Source organism: Sphingomonas cavernae (assembly GCF_003590775.1).
GTDB lineage: Bacteria > Pseudomonadota > Alphaproteobacteria > Sphingomonadales > Sphingomonadaceae > Sphingobium_A > Sphingobium_A cavernae.
Genome location: NZ_QYUM01000002.1, coordinates 346,672 through 364,825 on the forward strand (window position 1 = coordinate 346,672; position 18,154 = coordinate 364,825).

The window sequence follows — 18,154 nt, forward strand, 5'->3', positions numbered from 1 at the left end:
CCTTGCCTCTCGGGCGGTTGGCAGCTAACTCCTTGGATCATCGACGACCTGCACTCAACCGCAGGCAAATCATGCCTCGAGGGACGCCGGGGCTTCGGGTGGGGCGCGGGCCGGACAGGCTATCCCCTCCTCTTGGGTAAACGCTCCCCGTCGGAGCGCGTGACACATATTTGGAGGGCGCCGCGCCGGTACGCGGCGATTGGGGATTTGCCATGCGGTTTACGCGTTCGGGTAGTGCTTTTTCGATTCTGCTTTTCGCAAGCACCGCGCTGCCCGCCACCCTCCAGGCGCAGATCGCGCCGACCCGCGAGGAAATCCAGCGCGAGCGTGTGCTGACGCCGGAAGCGCGGACGGGCGCCCGGCTCAGCGTCGAGGGCGGGATCGAGCGCGCACCCTGCCCGCTCGCTGATCCGCGCTTCGCCGATATCCGCGTTACCATCTCCGAAGTGCGCTTCAACAAACTGGCCGCTGTTCCGCCCGAGGCGCTGCGCGCCGCATGGGCACGGCATCAGGGCCAATCGGTGCCGATCGCCACGGTCTGCGAGATCCGCGACGAGGCAGCGACGATCCTGCGCCGCATGGGCTACCTCGCCGCGGTTCAGGTGCCTCCGCAGAAGATCGAGGACGGCGTCGTCCAGTTCGACGTTCTGATGGCCAGGCTCGTCGGCATTCAGGTGCGCGGTGACGCGGGGCGGTCGGAACGACAGATCGCGGGCTATCTCGAAAAGATACGCGAACAGGACGTATTCAACATTCACGACGCCGAGCGCTATCTGCTGCTCGCGCGCGACCTGCCGGGCTATGATGTGCGCCTGACGCTGCGGCCTGCGGGCACCGTCCCGGGCGAGGTGATTGGCGAGGTCGCGGTGCTCCACACGCCCATCGAACTCGACGCCAATATCCAGAATTACGGATCAAAAGACGTCGGCCGTTTCGGCGGCGTGGCACGCGTCCAGTTCAACGGGCTGACGGGACTTGGCGACCAGACGACCTTCAGCGTCTTTTCCACCGCCGATTTCGAGGAGCAACTCGTACTCCAGGCAGGCCATGCCTTCCGCCTTGGCAGCGACGGACTGACGCTTTCGGGCGACTTCACCTATGCATGGACGGACCCCGACATTGGCGGCGGGCTCGAGCTGAAGTCCGAGACGCTGGTCGCCAACCTCGCGCTCAGCTACCCGATCCTTCGCGGCCAGAGCGCCAATCTCTTCGTCGCGGGCGGCCTCGATTATGTCGACCAGCAGGTCGAGTTCCGCAGCGATCCGCCGACGTCGATCAGCGAGGACAAGCTGCGCGTCGCCTTTCTGCGACTCGATTACGACACGATCGATCCGGCCAGCCTGGCGAGCACGCGCGGTTATTCCACCGCCGAACCGCGCTGGCGCACCGGAGCTTCGATCGAGCTGCGCCAGGGGCTCGACATTTTCGGCGCCAGCAAGCCGTGCGGCGCCAACTTCGTCAACTGCACCTTCCCCAACACGCCGCTCAGCAGGATCGACGCCGACACGACGGCCTTTGTCGCGCGCGCATCGGGCTATGCCGAATTCCGCCCCACGCCGTTGCTGGCGATCAGCCTGTCGCCGAGCGCACAATGGGCGCCCGATCCGCTATTGAGCTATGAGGAATTCTCCGCGGGCAACTACACCGTCGGCCGCGGCTATGATCCGGGTTCGATCATCGGCGACAGCGGCATCGGCGTGCAGGCCGAGCTCCGCTATGGCAGTATCCTCGCGCGGGGTGCAGGCAGTATTGCGCTCCAGCCCTATCTCTTTTTCGATGCGGCCAAGGTCTGGAACGAGGATTTCACCCTCCCCGTCATCGGCCGCACCCGGCTCTATTCGGCGGGGGGCGGTCTGCGCGCAGCGTGGGGCAACCACGCCCGGCTGGACGCAACCGTGGGCGTTCCGCTCAGACGCACAGGGCTTCAGATCGAAAAGCCCGATCCGCGCCTGCTAATCTCGCTTACCGTCAAATTCCTGCCGTGGAACCGCTGATGCGCATCCAGAACACCCCGAAGGGTAACGCCATGCTCCAGCCCCAAACCACCACCCGGCCACACACCCGCCGCCTCGAACACCCGCTGCTCGCAAGCTGCGCCATTGGGCTTGCGCTCGTTGCTCTTGCACGCGCGCCCCAGGCACATGCGCAGGCCTTCAACGGCACTGTGATCAACCAGACCGGCGCCAACGTCACCACCGCAACGGCGGGCCGAACCGACATTCAGGTGACCGCTTCGCGCGCGGTGATCGACTGGGCACCCACTCCAACCCCGGGTCCGGGGCCGATCGAGTTCCAGGCGGCAGCGAGACCCGCGGTTCCCACCGATGGTGCCTATTTCAGGGGTTCGGGCGATTTCACGATCCTCAACCGCATCCTGCCGACTGGTCCCGACGCCGGCCGCGCAATCGCGCTCAACGGCCGCGTCGTCAGCGAAATCCAGTTCGGTTCCGGCCCGATAACGACCGGCGGCAATGTCTGGTTCTACAGCCCCGGCGGCATCGCGATCGGCGCCAACGCCACCTTCGATGTCGGCAGCCTGCTGCTCTCCACGCTCGATGTCGCCGACGCCGATTTCCTCGACGCCAACGACAACAACTATAACTTCGGTTTCGATCCCGCCACGATCATCGGCACGTCGGCCGTCACCATTGCATCGGGCGCGACAATCAACGCGCTCAACGAGAACAGCTATGTCGCGATGATTGCGCCGCGCGTCGTGCAGGGTGGGAACGTCAACGTCAACGGAACCGCCACCTATGTTGCAGCCGAGCAGACGACGATCAACATGGCAGGCGGCCTGTTCGCGATCGACATCACAACTGGCACAACCGATGCCAACGGCATCGTCCATACGGGCACAACCACAGGACCAGGCTCGCTGGGTGGCGGCGATACCCACACCGTCACGTTGATGGCGGTGCCCAAGAACAGTGCGATTACGATGCTGGTCGGCGGCGATCTGGGCTATGGCGCAGCCGGCGCGGGCATCATCAACGGCACGGTTGAGCTCTATGCGGGCTACGACCTTCCCGACGGGTCCTCACCCACCGCCGACAACGGCGGCTTTGCGTCCGACATCGTCATGAGCGGCGGCATCGATCTTTCATCAGATCTGACCGCACGCGCCTCACGCGACGTGAGCCTTGTCGCCAACAGCAGCGGCACCGCCGTCTCGACCGGCAACGTCACGCTGCTGGCCGACCGCAACGCCATTGTCACCGCCAACGCCCTGATGACGATTGCGGGCGGGTTGAGCGTTGTCGGCAACAATGCCGGGCTGGGCGGTATCGCGCGCGTCGCGGTTGGCAGCGATGGAGCCAGCACGGGTGCTTTCAGCGTGGCGAACGATCTCGAGATCGACGCGAGCGTCTTCGGTCTCGGCGGAAGCAGTTCCATCACCGCTGGGACTGCCGAATTCCTGATCGACGCGGGCAGCGCCAGCGTCGGCCTGTCGACATTTGTTGAAGCCGATGCATTTACCGGCCCCACCGACAATGACGCTATCGGCGGCACGGCGCGGGTGGCTGTAACCGGCGGTTCGGTCAATCTCGGCGACCTGACCCTCAGCGCCGACGCCCGCGGCAGTGCGATCATGTTTGGCACGGGCGCGGGAACGGGCGGCCTGGCCGAAATCGTACAGAGCGGCGGCACGTTCACCGCGGCCTCTCTTCGGGCATCGGCCAATGGTAACGGCGGCGACCACGAAATGGCGCCTCCCGGCGGCGGAGGCGTCGCCGGAACCGGCACCGGCGGAATAGCGCGCGTCAACAGCATCGGCGGCACGCTACGTACCGGTTCCATCGACCTGGAGGCAGAAGGTATCGGCGGATTTGGCGCCTTTTCCGATGCGAACACGGCTTCGGCCGGCGGCGCGGCGCTCGGAGGGACGGCGCGCCTTTCGATCACCGGCGGCGCCGTGATCACCGACTCGGTGACTATCGCCGCAAGCGCTTCCGGCGGTCGCGGCGGTTCTTCCTTTGAGGGCGCCGGAGCGGTGGGCGGCGCGGGCGTTGGCGGCATCGCAGAATTGATCGTGTCCGGTGGGCAGTTACGGCCCACTGACATCACGATGCCGATGGGAGCGATCCGGATCGACGCGGACGGCAATGGCGGCAATGGCGGATCGACCCTTGTCGCGGGAACGCCGGCCAATGGCGGCGTCGGCCTTGGCGGAACGGCGCGTTTCTCGTTCACCAATTTCGGTTTTCTGATCGCCGATAACGCCGAAATCTGGGCACGCGGCCGCGGCGGCAGAGGCGGTGAATTCGGCTATGGCGCGGGCCAGGGCGCCGATGGCGGCGACGGATTCGGCGGCGGCGCGTTTCTTGATCTCGCCGCCGGGCTCACACTCGGTTCGCTGGTCATCGACGCAAGCGGCTTTGGCGGCGATGGCGGTTTCGCCCAGATCGGCGGCGCAGGCGGCGACGGTTATGGCGGCATCAGCACCAATGGCGGCGGCGCCAATCTTGACCACAGTTTCGGCACGCTCGCGGTCGCCACCGTCGACGTCCTGTCGAACGGCGCGGGCGGCGCGGGCGGCTTCAGTTTCGACGGGCGCGGCGGCGACGGCGGCAGCGGCACCGGCGGAGACACGCGCGTCCGCGTCGATAGCAGCCAAGCCTTTTTCACAGCTTCGGATCTGGTGAGTTCGGTTGCGCCCGAGTTCCGCTTCACGGCCAACGGCGTCGGCGGCGCCGCCAATTACGGCAACACCGCTTCAGGCCCCGGAGCAGCCGGCGGCGACGGCGGCAACGGCACGGGCGGCACCGTCAGTTTCGATGTCCTGAACGGCGCACGTTTGCGAGCGGCCGGGGTGATGCAGATATCGGCGGAGGGGATCGCCGCCGACGGCGCTCTGGGCGCTTTCGGAACAACCGGCGGCATCGGCGGCGCCGGGGGCGATGCATTTGGCGGGACCGCGCTGGTCACCATCGACGGCGGTATCGTCGACGCGATCGCACCGCCTGCCTGGACCGTCAGCGCTGCCGCGACCGGCGGCGCGGGCGGCAATGGCGGCGACGGCAGCGACCCGGGTAATTCTGGCGGGACAGGCGGCAACGGCGGCACTGCGCGCGCCGGCAATGCGAGCTTTACGGCCAATAACGCCGACCTATCCCTGAGCCCGAGCGCGATGACGGTCGATGCCGTCGGAACCGGCGGCAATGGCGGGGTCGGTGGAAACGGGGTCGCAGCGGGCAACGGCGGCGACGGTTTTGGTGGAATCGCCAGGTTCGCCAACGCGGACAACGGCGTCGCCCCCGTCACACCGCGTAACGTGGGCGATGTGGTGCTCGGGTCAGGCGGCAATGGCGGTCTTGCCGGAGGGGCCGCGAGTGGCCAGGGCTTCGCGGGCCGCGTCGAAATCGCCAACGCGCCCAGTTCCGCCAGCGGATCGATCAACCTCGCCAGCCTCGACATTTCCAACAACGGGATCGTTTCCGCGGGTTCGGGGGTTTCCGTGACGTCTTCGGGTGGCGCGCTGACCGTCACCAACGGCGCCAGCATCGACACCGACGGCTCGGTGGCCTTCAGCTTTTCCGGCAATGGCCGCCTGTCGGTGGGCGGGACGCTGCTGACGACCGCGCGAGGCGATATTTCGATCACGCATAGCGGCCAACCGGCAACACCTGTCGACTCCATCAGCGCTGCGTCGCTCCGCTTCTCGACCCCAGGCAACTTCAACGCCGATGCCGGAAGCGTGCTGCGCAGCACATCGTCGATCCTGATCAGCGCAAATGGCAATATTTCCGCGGGCAACCTTTTCGCGCTCAACCGGATCTCCGCATATGCCGGCGGAAACCTCTCGCTGGGCAATGCCGGCGTTACCGCAGTCGTGTCCCCGCCCTTTGGCGGCGCGCCCACCAACGGCGTGATCGATCTGCTTGCGGGCTATGGCTCGAACGGATTTGTGCCCGCGAATCTGACACTCACCGGCAATATCTCCGCCACCGGGCACATCTCGGCGCAGGCGGGCGGCGACATCGTCGTTGCAAGCGGCGCGAACGTGATTTCGGACAACCGCATCACCTTCCGCTCGGGCGACGACATCCTCGTCCGCGCGGGCGCCCTGGTGCGTGCGGCTGCCAATCCGCTTCCCGAATCCGGCTATGGCGTGTCGGGCCCGCTCGACGAACCCGCGTTGCTCGACTTCAACGCGGGCGCGATCGCAGTGACGCCAACCGTTCCGGGCAATGTCGCGGCGATCATCGTCGACGGCACGATCGGCGCGCCCGACCGCGCGGTAACCCTCACAGCGGGCGCGATCCAGGCGGACGCCAACGCGATCAGTTCGAAGAACTTCTACGCCAGTCTCCTCGGCGTGCCGGCCACCGGCTCGCCGGCCGACAATGACGGCGGCCAGCTCCGCGCCGATTGCGTGGCGGGCAATATCTGCCTCGGCGCGCTGGGCGCGAGCAACATCGTGCGCATCGGCCCTGAAAGCGGCAGCGTCGACGTGCCGAACCGGATTTCTCTGGCGGGCAATATCGCCGGAGGCGACATCGTCATCCGCGCACGTGACGGCATCGCTTTCAACGGCCCTGCCGCGATCAACGCAACCGATCGGCTGTTCGTCGCCGTTCTCAACGGCGACCTCACCGGCAGCGGCGGCTTTACGCTATCGGGCGACGACATCGTCAACGTCTATGCAGGCGGAAACATCGTCGCACCGCAAGGATCGATCGCGGCTGCGGGCGATCTGGGGCTGTTCGCGGGCGGCAATCTGTCGCTCGGCACGATCGACACGGGCGGACTGCTCCGGCAGATCGACGCCGATGGCGCCGTCACGCGCCCCGATGGCCTGACCGTCGCGGGATCGATCGCGATCGCCAATCAGTTCGCCGTGCGCGGTGGCGACGCGCGGCTTGATGCGGGTAGCGGCATCGACGTCGCGAACGCGCTCGTCGGCGATGGCAGCGACATCGCATTCACAACGACCAGCGGCACCGTCCGTCTCGGGGCAGCGGGCCAGCCCGGGCTGGGCAATCCGGCTAATATTGCTCTGAGCGGCGGCACCGTTGCCCTTGGCGCGCTGGCGGCATCGGGCGACGTGACGCTGAACGCCACCGGCGCGGTCAACGGCACCGATATCGACGCAGGCGGCGCGCTCACCGTCAATGCCGGCGGCGGCACGAGCTTCGCGACGCTGGGCGCCGCGAACGGGATCACGATCCAGTCGGGCGGCGCGGTGGTCGTCAGCACGGACATTACCTCGCCCGGCGCGATCCGCGTGACGGGAACGTCGCTCTCGCTCTCCGCGCTTGGTGACCTCACCGTTGCGGATGGTCAGGCAAGCGCAGGCAACCTGTCTTTCAACGCAGGCGGCGCGCTGAACGCGATCGTCACGCGCGCGTCGGGCAGCATTGCACTTGGCGCAGGAACGAACCTCGCGGTCGGCGGCGCCGATGCCGGAGGAAACTTCACCGCAACGGCGCAGGGACGCACCGATTTCACGGGCATCGTCGCGGCCAATAGCGTCACCGTCAGCTCGAACGATATCGGCATCGGCGCGGGCGGGCAGCTCGGCGTGATCGGAAGGACCGCCACGGTCAGCCTTACCAACAGCAGCGCGGCCCGGCAGACCCATATCGGCGGCGCGGACACCAGCGCCGGTTACAGCCTGTCGGCGATCGAAATCGGTAGGATCTTCGGGGATTCGATCGGCGTCACCGCGCCACGCGTGGCGACGCTCTCGCCCACTTCCGTCGGCTCGTCACGCGCGCCCGATGTCATCGTCGGGGCCTTCACCCTCACCGGCCGCGCGGGCGGCACGAGCGGCAATCTGGGGTCGGGTGCGCTCCGCATCATCACGCCGGGCAAGCTGCGCGTCAACGGCGCCGTCCAGCTTACCGGCCTCACCACCACCAACCGCTTTGAGATCAACGCCACCGATGCGCTCGAGATCGATGCGGCGACGGGCATGATCAACCTTCGCGATGCGTCAAACGGGCTTGGCGGCGTGCTCCAACTCACTTCCGACGACATCATCGCCGCATCGCTTCAGGCGATCGCGGATGTCGGCGCGGCGAGCACGACCGACGCGATCGACGACCGGCTCGGCCGCAACGACGGCGCCGTCAGCGACGATGGCTATCTCAGCGCCAACCGGATCGAGGTGAACGTGCTGGGTGGCTTCTATGTCCAGAATTCGGGCGCGAGCGACGATTTCGCGGATCGACGCGGCTTTACCGTGGGCACGGGCGGAATCGACATCACGACCGGGAGCGCCGCAACGCGGATCGTGATCAACGGTCAGCAAAGCGATGGTGCGGGTGATTTCGTCGCGGGCGCCGACATGATCGATCTGGTCAACATCAACGGCCAGACCGGCCTTGCCGTCACTGGCATCGACCGCCGGTCGACGATCAACGGCTGCCTGATCGCCAACCCCATATGCTCGGGCTTCGTCGTACCCGACGCGCTGCTCAGCCGCGAAGTCTTCGAGTCCCCCGTCGATCCTGAAAGCGCGGACGAGGCGCTGCAGCAGCTCTTCCCGCTGACGCTGATCGAGTTGAAGGAGTTCGAACCCTTCGGCTTCGAACCGCTGATCGACGAGCCCGTCACCGGCGCGGGCAACGATGACCTTTGGCTTCCCGGATGCGATCCGTCGATCGAACAGTGCGCGGCGCCACCGCAGCAGTGAGTTGACGCACGGCGTTTTTGAGGGGATTGGGCTGGCCCATGACCACAGAAGCGCCGCTCGTCCTCTACAACAGTCTCACCCGTTCGGCCGAGCCCTTCGCGCCGATCCATCCCGGCGAGGCGCGGCTCTATACGTGCGGACCAACGGTCTACAACTTCCAGCATATCGGCAATATGCGCGCCTATGTCTTCGCCGACACGCTGGGCCGCGCCCTGAGCCATAAGGGCTACAAGCTCACGCACATCATCAACATCACCGATGTCGGGCACCTGACCTCCGATGCCGACGAGGGCGCGGACAAGATGGAAAAGGCCGCGGCTGCGGCGGGCAAGTCCGCCTGGGACATCGCCAAATTCTACACCCAGGCCTATTGGGCCGACATCGACCGGCTCAACATCCGCCAGCCCGCCAAATGGTCGATCGCGACCGAATATGTGCCCGCGATGATCGAATTCGCGAAAGAGATCGCGGACAAGCATTGCTACGAGCTCGACGGCGGCCTCTATTTCGACACTGCGACGGTGCCCGATTATGGCCGCCTTGCACGAAGCGTGAACGATGAGGGCGAAGGCCGCATCGAGGCAGTCGAGGGCAAACGCCAGCCGCAAGACTTCGCGATCTGGCGCAAGACCCCGACTGGCGAGACGCGCCAGATGGAATGGGACAGCCCATGGGGCCGCGGCGCGCCCGGCTGGCACCTCGAATGCTCGGTGATGTCGGAGGCGCTGCTGGGTCACCCCTTCGACATTCACACCGGCGGCATCGACCACCGCGAGATCCACCACCCCAACGAGATTGCGCAGAACCAGGCGCATAGCTGCAACGCCGACAGCGGCGCGCGCATATGGATGCACAACAACTTCCTGATCGACCGCGGCAGCAAGATGTCCAAGTCGTCTGGCGAATTCCTGCGATTGCAGGTACTCGTCGACCGGGGCTTCCACCCCCTCGCCTTTCGCCTGATGTGCCTCCAGGCGCATTACCGCAGCGAGCTGGAATTCTCGCTCGAAAATCTGGCGGCGGCGCTGACGCGGCTGAAGCGGCTATTTATCGCCCGAGATCGCCTTAAGGCTCAGGCGGGAATAGAGCCGGGATCAGCCTTTGCATCGCTTTTTGGCGGCGAATCTTCGGGATGGGAGCCAAGCGCCAAGTTGCAGCCGCACATTGAGCGTTTTGACTCGGCGATTTCAGACGACCTCAACACTCCAGTTGCCCTAACGGTGCTTGAGGAGGTATTGACGCTCAAAGTCGATCCAAATGAAAGACTTACAGCAGTTGCAGCGATGGATAAGGTTCTCGGCCTCAATCTGCTTGCGCTCGACCGCGCTGACCTACGCGTGCACCCCGCCGACGCCCAGATCACAGAGACCGAGATCGCGGAACAGCTTTCACTCCGAACAGAAGCGCGCGCCAACAAGAACTTCGCCGCGTCCGATGCGATCCGCGATGCGCTGATCGCCAAGGGCGTCGAGGTAATGGACGGCGATCCGCTCGGCTGGGACTGGGCGGTAACTCTCGACTAGGCGGCGTGGACGAATTTGATCCAAAGCCGGATGGCAGCGAGATGGACCATGCCGAGGAAACTTGAGGGCGTTTGATCGTAGCGGGTGGCGACGGCACGATTGATTTTCAGCTTGCCGAACATTCGCTCAATGCCGTTTCGCTGCCTGTAGAGCTGCCGATCGTGCTCGATCCTTTCTCGGCGATTGGAGCGCGCCGGGATGACAGCCTGTATGCTGCGGCTCGCGAGATCGGCGCGAATGGCGTTGGTGTCGTAGCCTTTGTCGGCCAGCAGAGCCGCCGGAGCGCGGTCCGGCAGGCGGATCAGCGTGTCATAGGCCGTGCAGTCGGCGGCTTCACCACCAGTCAGGTGGAAGGCGACGGGGCGTCCTCGGGCATCAGCCAGACAGTGAAGCTTACTGGTGAACCCGCCCCGCGAGCGGCCAAGAGCGCGTCGACAAGTCCCCCTTTTCCGCCCGCTGCCGAGACATGGGCGCGAAGGGTGGTGCTGTCGATGCTGTAGTGTCCGGTGTCGGCCATGATCTCGGCAAGCGTCACCGACACGGCCTCCCAGACCCCGGCCTCGCTCCAACGACGGAACCGCCGGTAGATCGTGTTCCAATTGCCGTATTTTGGCGGGACATCGCGCCAAGCAGTCCCACAGCGCAGCCGCCAGAGTATGCCGTTGACTATCGAGAGATTCTGCTCAGGCCTGCGGCCGCGCCCTCGGTTCTCTGGCTCGATCGGCAGCAGACCCTTCAGAACGCGCCATTCTGCTTCGCTCAGATCGCCCCGGCTCAAACCTGCCTCCAAAAGGCAGCCTTGAATCAACCCACACCGTCCACGTCAACCAATTCGTCCACGCCGCCTAGTTCCTCCCCGAGCTTGTCTCGGGGAGGGGGACCATGCGAAGCATGGTGGAGGGGTTGGCTCCGAGCGTTGCCCCTCCACCGGACTTCGTCCGGTCCCCCTCCCCAAGACAAGCTTGGGGAGGAACTGCTGTGAGGTGCCATGCCCAGGATCAACGCAGTCATCGCGGGTCTCATCCGCCCGCTGATCGAGCCCCACCTGCCCGACGATGTTGAACCGCACTGGTTCATGACGAAGGACGACGCCTTCGCGCTGGCGCCCAGGGCCGAGATCGGCTGGTTCGACATGTATGACAAGAAGGACGTGGCCGAGGCGATCACGCGCGCAACCAGTATGAAATGGCTCAACTCGATCTATGCCGGCGTCGACGGCATGCCGCTGGACCTGCTGGGCGAGCGCGGCGTGACTTTCACCAACGGCGCCGGCATTAACGCGATCACCATCGCCGAATATGTACTGATGGGCATGCTGACCATCGCCAAAGGCTATCGCGACGTCGTCCGCGCGCAGATGCGCCACGAATGGCTGATCGATTCGCCCGGCAAGGTCGAGCTCTATGGATCGAAGGCGCTGCTGCTCGGCTATGGCGCGATCGGCAAGCTGGTGGAGGAGCGGCTGAAGGCTTTTGCGGTCGAAGTCACCATCGTCCGCCGCACGCCGGGTCCCAACACGCTGACGCCCGACCAGTGGCGCGATCGCCTCGGTGAATTCGACTGGGTTATTCTCGCCGTGCCCGCAACCGCCGAAACTGAACGCATGATCGGCGCGGCCGAACTCGCGGCGATGAAGTCCGACGCGGTGCTCGTCAATATCGCGCGCGGCACCGTCGTGGACCAGAACGCGTTGATCGAAGCGCTTTCGGCGAAACGGATCGGCGGCGCCTTTCTGGACGTTACCACCCCCGAACCGCTCCCGCCGGGCCACCCGCTATGGGGCGTCGAAACCGCGCATATCAGCATGCACCTCTCCGGCCGCGCGCAGTCGCTGATGTTCAAGCGCTCGGCCGAACGATTCCTCGCCAATCTGCAGCGCTATCGCAGCGGCCAGCCTCTCGAGAATCAGGTCGATCTGACGCTGGGATATTAGGGGCCCGCCGCTTCGGACCGAACGATCACGTTCTGACGAGCGTCGAAGCAACTCCTGGTCTCAGCCGCGATGGCATTTTTTCACTGGTTATTCCTACCGCTCGCGCCGGTCCGTGAAGGCGCGTACAAAGCCGCGGAGGAGGCCGATATGCAAGAAGACCCTCCGAGCCACCCGCAGATGCGCTTCGAAGCCACGGTCCACGCAAAGGACATGGAAACAGCGCGCGACGCGGTTGCGAGGCTCGACATCGACCGGATGCCTGATGCGGAGGGCGCGGTGCGCGTTCTCGTTACCGCCGACGAGCTGGCGCGCCTTCTCGGCGAGGGTTGCGAGGTGCGGTTGACACATGCCCACCCCGTCCAGCCGATCGATCCGTCGCTGATCATGGACGACAAGTCCGCTGAGTCCTGGCTGGAGACCCAGACCAAGGGCATCACCCGTCAGGAGAAACCGTGATGTACCGCACGGCGGCGCAGATCGAGTCCGCGATCAGCATTCTCTCGGCCTGGTTCCCGCAATATTTCACGAGGATCCCGCTGCCGAATGCGTCGGTCCTTGGTCGGCCGATCTCCGCGCTTCGTATGCGTGCCGGTGGCGGTGGCGAACGCCGGGGTGTTCTGCTGGTCGGCGGCACCCATGCGCGCGAACTCATGAATCCCGACGCGATCATCGAGCTCGCGATCGACCTGCTTCTGAGCCATGCGAACGGCACTGACATCGTCTATGGCGGGCGCAGGTTCACCGCGAACGACGTGAAGATCATTCTGGAGGCGCAGGACCTGTGGCTGCTGCCATGCCTGAACCCGGACGGCCGCGAGCACGTCATGACGGTCGACGACCTCTGGCGAAAGAACCGGCGCGACAACCCCAACACGGTGTGCGACGGGGTCGACCTCAACCGCAATTACGATCTGGTGTGGGGCGTGACGCAGGGGCAGACATCGTGCTCGCCCTGCAGCGAGGTCTTTTGCGGGCCGTCGGCGTTCAGCGAACCCGAAACGCGGAACGTCAAGGTCCTGCTGGACGAACACCGCATCTGCTGCTTCGCAGACGTGCATTCGTTCTCCGAACTCATCCTCTATCCCTGGGGCCACGCGCCGACCCAGACCACCGATCCGACAAAGCGATTCACCACCTTGCCGACGGGCACATGCGCGCCGATCAGCCAGGCGGGGTACCAGGAATATATGGCCCCTCGCGACCTGCAGCGCTTCAAAACTGTGGGCCAGCGAATTGTCGATTCGATCAAGGCCGTGCGAGGCCGGGTCTACAAGAGCCAGTCGAGCATCGGGCTCTATCCTACAACGGGCACGGCGGGCGACTACGCCTATAGCAGGCACATCGCCAACCCGAAGTTGCACAAGACTTACGGCTATACCTTTGAAACGGGACCCTCGACGCCAGACGTGCGGGAATCGTTTCACCCCGCCGATCCGACCCTGATCAAGCGCGACGCGAAGGCCGGGATGCTGACGCTGGCGCAGCAATGTGTCTGCGCGATCGAATTGATCGGCCTGAAGTTCCTGGCGCGCGAACGCGAAGTGTCGGCGCTGCGGACCGTACGCGACGACCTTCTTGCTACCACAGATGCCGGCCGCGGCTGGATCGAGCGGTTCGAACGCGTGCAGCACCAGTTGCTGGCAGCGGTGCTGGCGGACGACCGTCTCCTCAGGGAGGCGGTGACGTTGCTGGAGCGCGCGGGCGCACTCGTCGAAGACGAACGCGCGACTGCATCGGAAGATGACATCGCGCGCGCGCAGTCGATGCTCGGCGAGCTCTCGAAGCGCGAATGGGAAGGCGGGGTGGATGAAGACCTGAAGGCGGTGAGCGCCGTGCTCTCGGGCATGAGCGGACGCACGTCTCGCGAGGCAATCGAGATGCTCATGTCGGAAAAGAGCGCCGGCTGAACGCACCTTCGCCATCATCAGAACCGCTTGGCGGCACATCGCATCTGCTTGCCTTTTCGGTGTGTGACTCTTTCGGCGAAGCGCGTTAGACCCTTCTTCCGGCGATGAAATCCGGCGTCACGGCGGCGTCGCCTGACATCGCAGGATCGCGGTGCTGAATGCAATATCGCTGGACCGCGACGGGGGAGAAAGCGGCATGACCAAGGCGTCCGATCTGTTCATCCAGTGCCTCGAGGAAGAAGGCGTCGAATATGTCTTCGGCGTGCCCGGCGAGGAGAATCTCGACTTTCTCGACAGCCTCTCGCGGTCGGACAAGGTGAAACTGATCCTCACGCGGCACGAGCAGGGCGCGGGCTTCATGGCCGCGACCTATGGCCGCCACACGGGCAAGACCGGCGTCTGCCTCGCAACGCTCGGCCCGGGCGCCACCAACCTCGTGACCGCCGCCGCCTATGGCACGCTCGGCGGGATGCCGATGCTGCTGGTGACGGGCCAGAAGCCGATCAAGAAATCCAAGCAGGGCCGCTTCCAGATCCTCGACGTCGTCGCGATGATGGGTCCGATCACCAAATACACGCACCAGCTCGCCAGCGCCGACAATATTCCAAGTCGCATTCGCGAGGCGTTCCGCCTTGCCGAGGAAGAGAAGCCCGGCGCGACGCATCTCGAATTCCCCGAGGACGTCGCCGAAGAAAAGACCGACAGCCGCCCCCTCACCCCCAGCCTCGCACGTCGCCCCTCGGCCGAGGAAAAGGCGGTGCGCGCCGCGGTAAAGCTGATCGAGCAGGCCAAGGCGCCAGTGCTCGTCATCGGCGCGGGCGCCAACCGCAAGATGACCGGCCGGATGCTGCTTCAGTTCGTCGAAAAGACGGGCATCCCCTTCCTCACCACCCAGCTCGGCAAGGGCGTGATCGACGAGACCCACCCCAAATTCCTCGGCTGCGCGGCGCTCTCGGCCGGCGATTTCGTCCACAAGGCCATCGAGGCGTCGGACCTGATCATCAATATCGGCCATGATGTGATCGAGAAGCCGCCCTTCTTCATGAAGAACGGCGGCACCAAGGTGATCCACATCTCGACGCGCACCGCCGAGGTCGACCCCGTCTATTTCCCGCAGGTGGAGGTGATCGGCGACATCGCCAACGCCATCTGGCAGATGAAGGAGGATATCGTCCCGCAGGGCTGGGGCTGCGAAAAGATGCTCGCGGCGCGCAAGGCCGAAGTCGCGCACACCGCCGGGCTCGAAAAGGACGAGCGCTTCCCGATCTTCCCGCCCTATCTGGTCCGCAAGATCCGCGAGGCTATGCCCGCCGACGGGATCATCGCGCTCGACAATGGCGTCTACAAGATCTGGTTCGCGCGCAACTATGCCGCGAGCAAGCAGAACACGGTGTTGCTCGACAATGCGCTCGCGACGATGGGCGCGGGCCTGCCTTCGGCGATGGCGTCGGCGATGGTCTATCCCGACCGCAAGGTCATGGCGATCTGCGGCGATGGCGGTTTCATGATGAACAGTCAGGAGATGGAGACCGCGGTCCGTCTGGGGCTCAACATCACCGTACTGATCCTGAATGATGGCAGCTATGGCATGATCCGCTGGAAACAGGCCAATATGGGCTTCAAGGACTTCGGCCTGACCTATGGCAATCCCGATTTCGTGAAATACGCCGAGGCGTACGGCGCGCACGGCCACCGCGTCGAAAGCGCCGAGCATCTGCCCAGGCTGATCAGGGAGTGCCTCGACACGCCCGGCGTCCACCTGATCGACTGCCCCGTCGATTATTCGGACAATGACCGGATACTCAACAACGAGATCAAGGAACTGAGCGCCAAATTATAAGCCCCTCCCTTCCAAGGGAGGGGTTGAGGAGAAGACAATGACCCAACTCAAACCCGTCTACCCCCTCTACCTCAACAACAAGGCAGAGCAGCTCAACACCGATCTCGAGGTCACCGACAAGTTTACTGGCGAGGTTGCGTTCCGTTGCGCGCAGGCGGATGCGAAGACGATCGACGCGGGCATCCAGGGTGCGGTCGAGGCGGCCGAGCCAATGGCGCGCATGGCGAGCTATGAGCGGCAGGCAGTCCTCCAGCACTGCGTCGATCGCTTCAAGGAACGGTTCGATGAGTTGGCCTATGCGCTCTGCGTCGAGGCGGGCAAGCCGATCAAGGATTCGGAGGGCGAGGTCAGCCGACTGATCGACACCTTCCGGATCGCCGCCGAGGAATCGGTGCGCATGACGGGCGAGGTCCAGCCGCTCGACATATCCCCGCGTGCAAAAGGCTATCAGGGCATATGGAAGCGCGTGCCGATCGGCCCCTGCTCGTTCATTTCGCCCTTCAACTTCCCCCTCAACCTCGCTGCTCACAAGATCGCGCCCGCGATCGCGGTCGGCTGCCCCTTCGTGATGAAGCCTGCCAGCCGCACGCCGCTGGGCGCAATAATCATGGGCGAGGTGCTCGCCGAGACCGACCTGCCCAAGGGTGCCTTCTCGATCCTCCCCGCGCACCGCGAAGGCGCCGATCTCTTCACCGAGGATGATCGGCTCAAGCTGCTCAGTTTCACCGGCTCACCCGGCGTTGGTTGGGATCTGAAGGCCAAGGCGGGCAAGAAGAAGGTCGTGCTCGAACTGGGCGGCAATGCTGCGGTGATCGTCGATAGGGACGCGAACCTCGACGACGCGCTCGAACGCGTCATCTTCGGCGCCTTCTACCAGTCGGGCCAGAGCTGCATCGGAGTCCAGCGCATCCTGATTCACGCAGATGTCTATGACCGCTTCCGCGACATGCTCGTCGCGAAGATGAAAACGCTGGTCGCGGGCGATCCCAAAGACCGCAATGTCTTCATCGGCCCGATGATCTCCGAAGGCGAGGCGAAGCGGCTCGACGGCTGGATCCAGGAAGCAGTGGCTGCCGGCGCGAAGCTGCTCTGCGGCGGCAAACGTGAAGGCGCGATGCTTGAAGCGACGCTGCTCGAAAATGTCGATCGGAACACCAAGCTCAATATCGAGGAAGCTTTCGGGCCCGTCGCGTTCCTGATCAGGTTCGACGATTTCAACGCCGCGCTCGACATCGTCAACGACAGCAAGTTCGGGCTTCAGGCGGGCGTCTTCACGCGCGATCTGTTCCAGATGTTCGACGCCTGGGACCGTCTCGACGTTGGCGGCGTCGTCATCAACGATGTGCCCAGCTATCGCGTCGACAACATGCCTTATGGCGGCGTCAAGGATTCGGGGCTCGGCCGCGAAGGCATCCGGTTCGCGATGGAGGACATGACCGAGATCCGCAATCTCGTCATCCGCCGGACCTGAGGTGGACGGTTAGAGCGTTTTCGAAGCAGGTGGAATCACCTGCTGACTCGGAAAACGCGTTTAATCAAAAGACTAGAGCAGCCGAGCCGATGCAATCGGATCGGAGTCTGCTCTAATTCGCGGCGGCTGCGCGCTGGTTGGATGCGACCAGCTTGTCGGCAAGCGCCTGGCGGAACGCCGTCTCGAATGCGCTGCGCACATCGGGGTGCTCGTCGAGATAGCGCCGCAGCGTTCCCGCAGGGATGCACCAGAGCCGCGACGGCGCGCCGAGCTCGACCGACACCGTCGCGGGCTCACCCGTCAGAACGGTCATTTCGCCGATGAAGGTTCCGGGCGGGCATTCGGCGATCGCCTTGCCGTCGCTCAGGATTCTCGCCCAGCCGCTTGCCAGGTAATAGAGATGCGTGAGCGGCTCGCCAGCACGGGTCAGAGCGTCGCCCGCACGCGCGGAAAGCCAATAGCCCTGATCGAGCAGGTGGCGTGCGGACGTGCGTCGAAGCCGGGGGAACATCGCCTTGAGCAGATCCTGTTCCTCCGGGCTGAAGGACACGCGATATTCGGCGGCGACGAGGCGAGCGAGCATGGATCCCGTCACCAAGATCAGCAGCGCTGCCCCGACGGTCTCGACGAGGCTTGCCGTCACGAAGAGCGCGTGAAGCAACCATGCGATGCCCGCCGCGAGAAGCGCGATCCGCATTGCCGTTATCGTCGGCATCAGCGCCGCGGCGATGAGCAACAGCCACGCCGCGCCGCGGATCAGATCTCCCGACAGAGACATTTCGAGCCTTCCCCGGTTTCGATCGCTCAGGCGTGGAGGAATAGGCCACAACATACGGAGT

10 protein-coding genes and 1 pseudogene are annotated in these 18,154 nt (G+C 64.9%); 8 read left to right on the forward strand and 3 right to left on the reverse strand.

Annotated features, from left to right (window positions below):
* The first annotated feature begins 212 nt into the window (after positions 1-212).
* Genes D3876_RS02015 through cysS form a run of 3 tightly spaced genes read left to right on the forward strand, consistent with a single transcriptional unit; the run spans position 213 to position 10,164 of the window.
* Positions 213-1,994 (forward strand): ShlB/FhaC/HecB family hemolysin secretion/activation protein, encoded by a 1,782-nt coding sequence (locus tag D3876_RS02015; protein WP_119759442.1) that lies wholly within the window; start codon positions 213-215, stop codon positions 1,992-1,994.
* Positions 1,994-8,641 (forward strand): hypothetical protein, encoded by a 6,648-nt coding sequence (locus D3876_RS20990; protein WP_147417557.1) that lies wholly within the window; start codon positions 1,994-1,996, stop codon positions 8,639-8,641. The genes D3876_RS02015 and D3876_RS20990 overlap by 1 nt, the downstream gene beginning before the upstream one ends.
* A gap of 38 nt (positions 8,642-8,679) precedes the next feature.
* On the forward strand, positions 8,680-10,164 hold the full coding sequence (cysS, locus tag D3876_RS02025) for a cysteine--tRNA ligase (RefSeq protein WP_119759444.1): 1,485 nt from the start codon (positions 8,680-8,682) through the stop codon (positions 10,162-10,164).
* On the opposite strand, the gene D3876_RS02030 is transcribed toward cysS, so the two are convergent.
* Complete coding sequence (locus tag D3876_RS02030) at positions 10,161-10,793, reverse strand: IS5 family transposase (RefSeq protein WP_338014295.1); 633 nt, start codon at positions 10,791-10,793, stop codon at positions 10,161-10,163. The genes cysS and D3876_RS02030 overlap by 4 nt on opposite strands.
* Positions 10,763-10,972, reverse strand: a pseudogene (locus tag D3876_RS20710) (transposase); the annotation flags it as partial. The pseudogene D3876_RS20710 and the gene D3876_RS02030, both read right to left, overlap by 31 nt.
* A 180-nt stretch (positions 10,973-11,152) precedes the next feature.
* Between D3876_RS20710 and D3876_RS02035 the strand changes: the two are divergent.
* The 5 genes from D3876_RS02035 (at position 11,153) to D3876_RS02055 (ending at position 17,315) form a co-directional block, all read left to right on the forward strand.
* Positions 11,153-12,097, forward strand: a complete 945-nt coding sequence (locus D3876_RS02035; RefSeq protein ID WP_119759445.1) for a D-2-hydroxyacid dehydrogenase — start codon at positions 11,153-11,155, stop codon at positions 12,095-12,097.
* A 147-nt stretch (positions 12,098-12,244) separates the two neighbouring features.
* Positions 12,245-12,553, forward strand: coding sequence for a hypothetical protein (locus D3876_RS02040; RefSeq protein WP_147417558.1), 309 nt, complete (start codon positions 12,245-12,247; stop codon positions 12,551-12,553).
* Entirely contained in the window at positions 12,553-14,004 is a 1,452-nt protein-coding gene (locus D3876_RS02045) for a M14 family zinc carboxypeptidase (protein WP_119759447.1), read from the forward strand. Before D3876_RS02040 ends, D3876_RS02045 begins: the two co-directional genes overlap by 1 nt.
* Positions 14,005-14,200: 196 nt before the next feature.
* Positions 14,201-15,844: an acetolactate synthase large subunit gene (locus D3876_RS02050; RefSeq protein WP_119760910.1), complete on the forward strand. Its 1,644-nt coding sequence runs from the start codon at positions 14,201-14,203 to the stop codon at positions 15,842-15,844.
* A gap of 37 nt (positions 15,845-15,881) precedes the next feature.
* Positions 15,882-17,315 carry an aldehyde dehydrogenase family protein gene (locus tag D3876_RS02055; protein ID WP_119759448.1) on the forward strand — a complete coding sequence of 478 codons (1,434 nt, stop codon included), beginning with the start codon at positions 15,882-15,884 and terminating at the stop codon, positions 17,313-17,315.
* Positions 17,316-17,427: 112 nt separating this feature from the next.
* Here the strand turns inward: D3876_RS02055 and D3876_RS02060 are convergent, their stop codons facing one another.
* The gene (locus tag D3876_RS02060; protein WP_182911832.1) at positions 17,428-18,093 is read right to left on the reverse strand and encodes a Crp/Fnr family transcriptional regulator; all 666 of its coding nucleotides are present in this window, start codon (positions 18,091-18,093) and stop codon (positions 17,428-17,430) included.
* Positions 18,094-18,154: the final 61 nt, after the last annotated feature.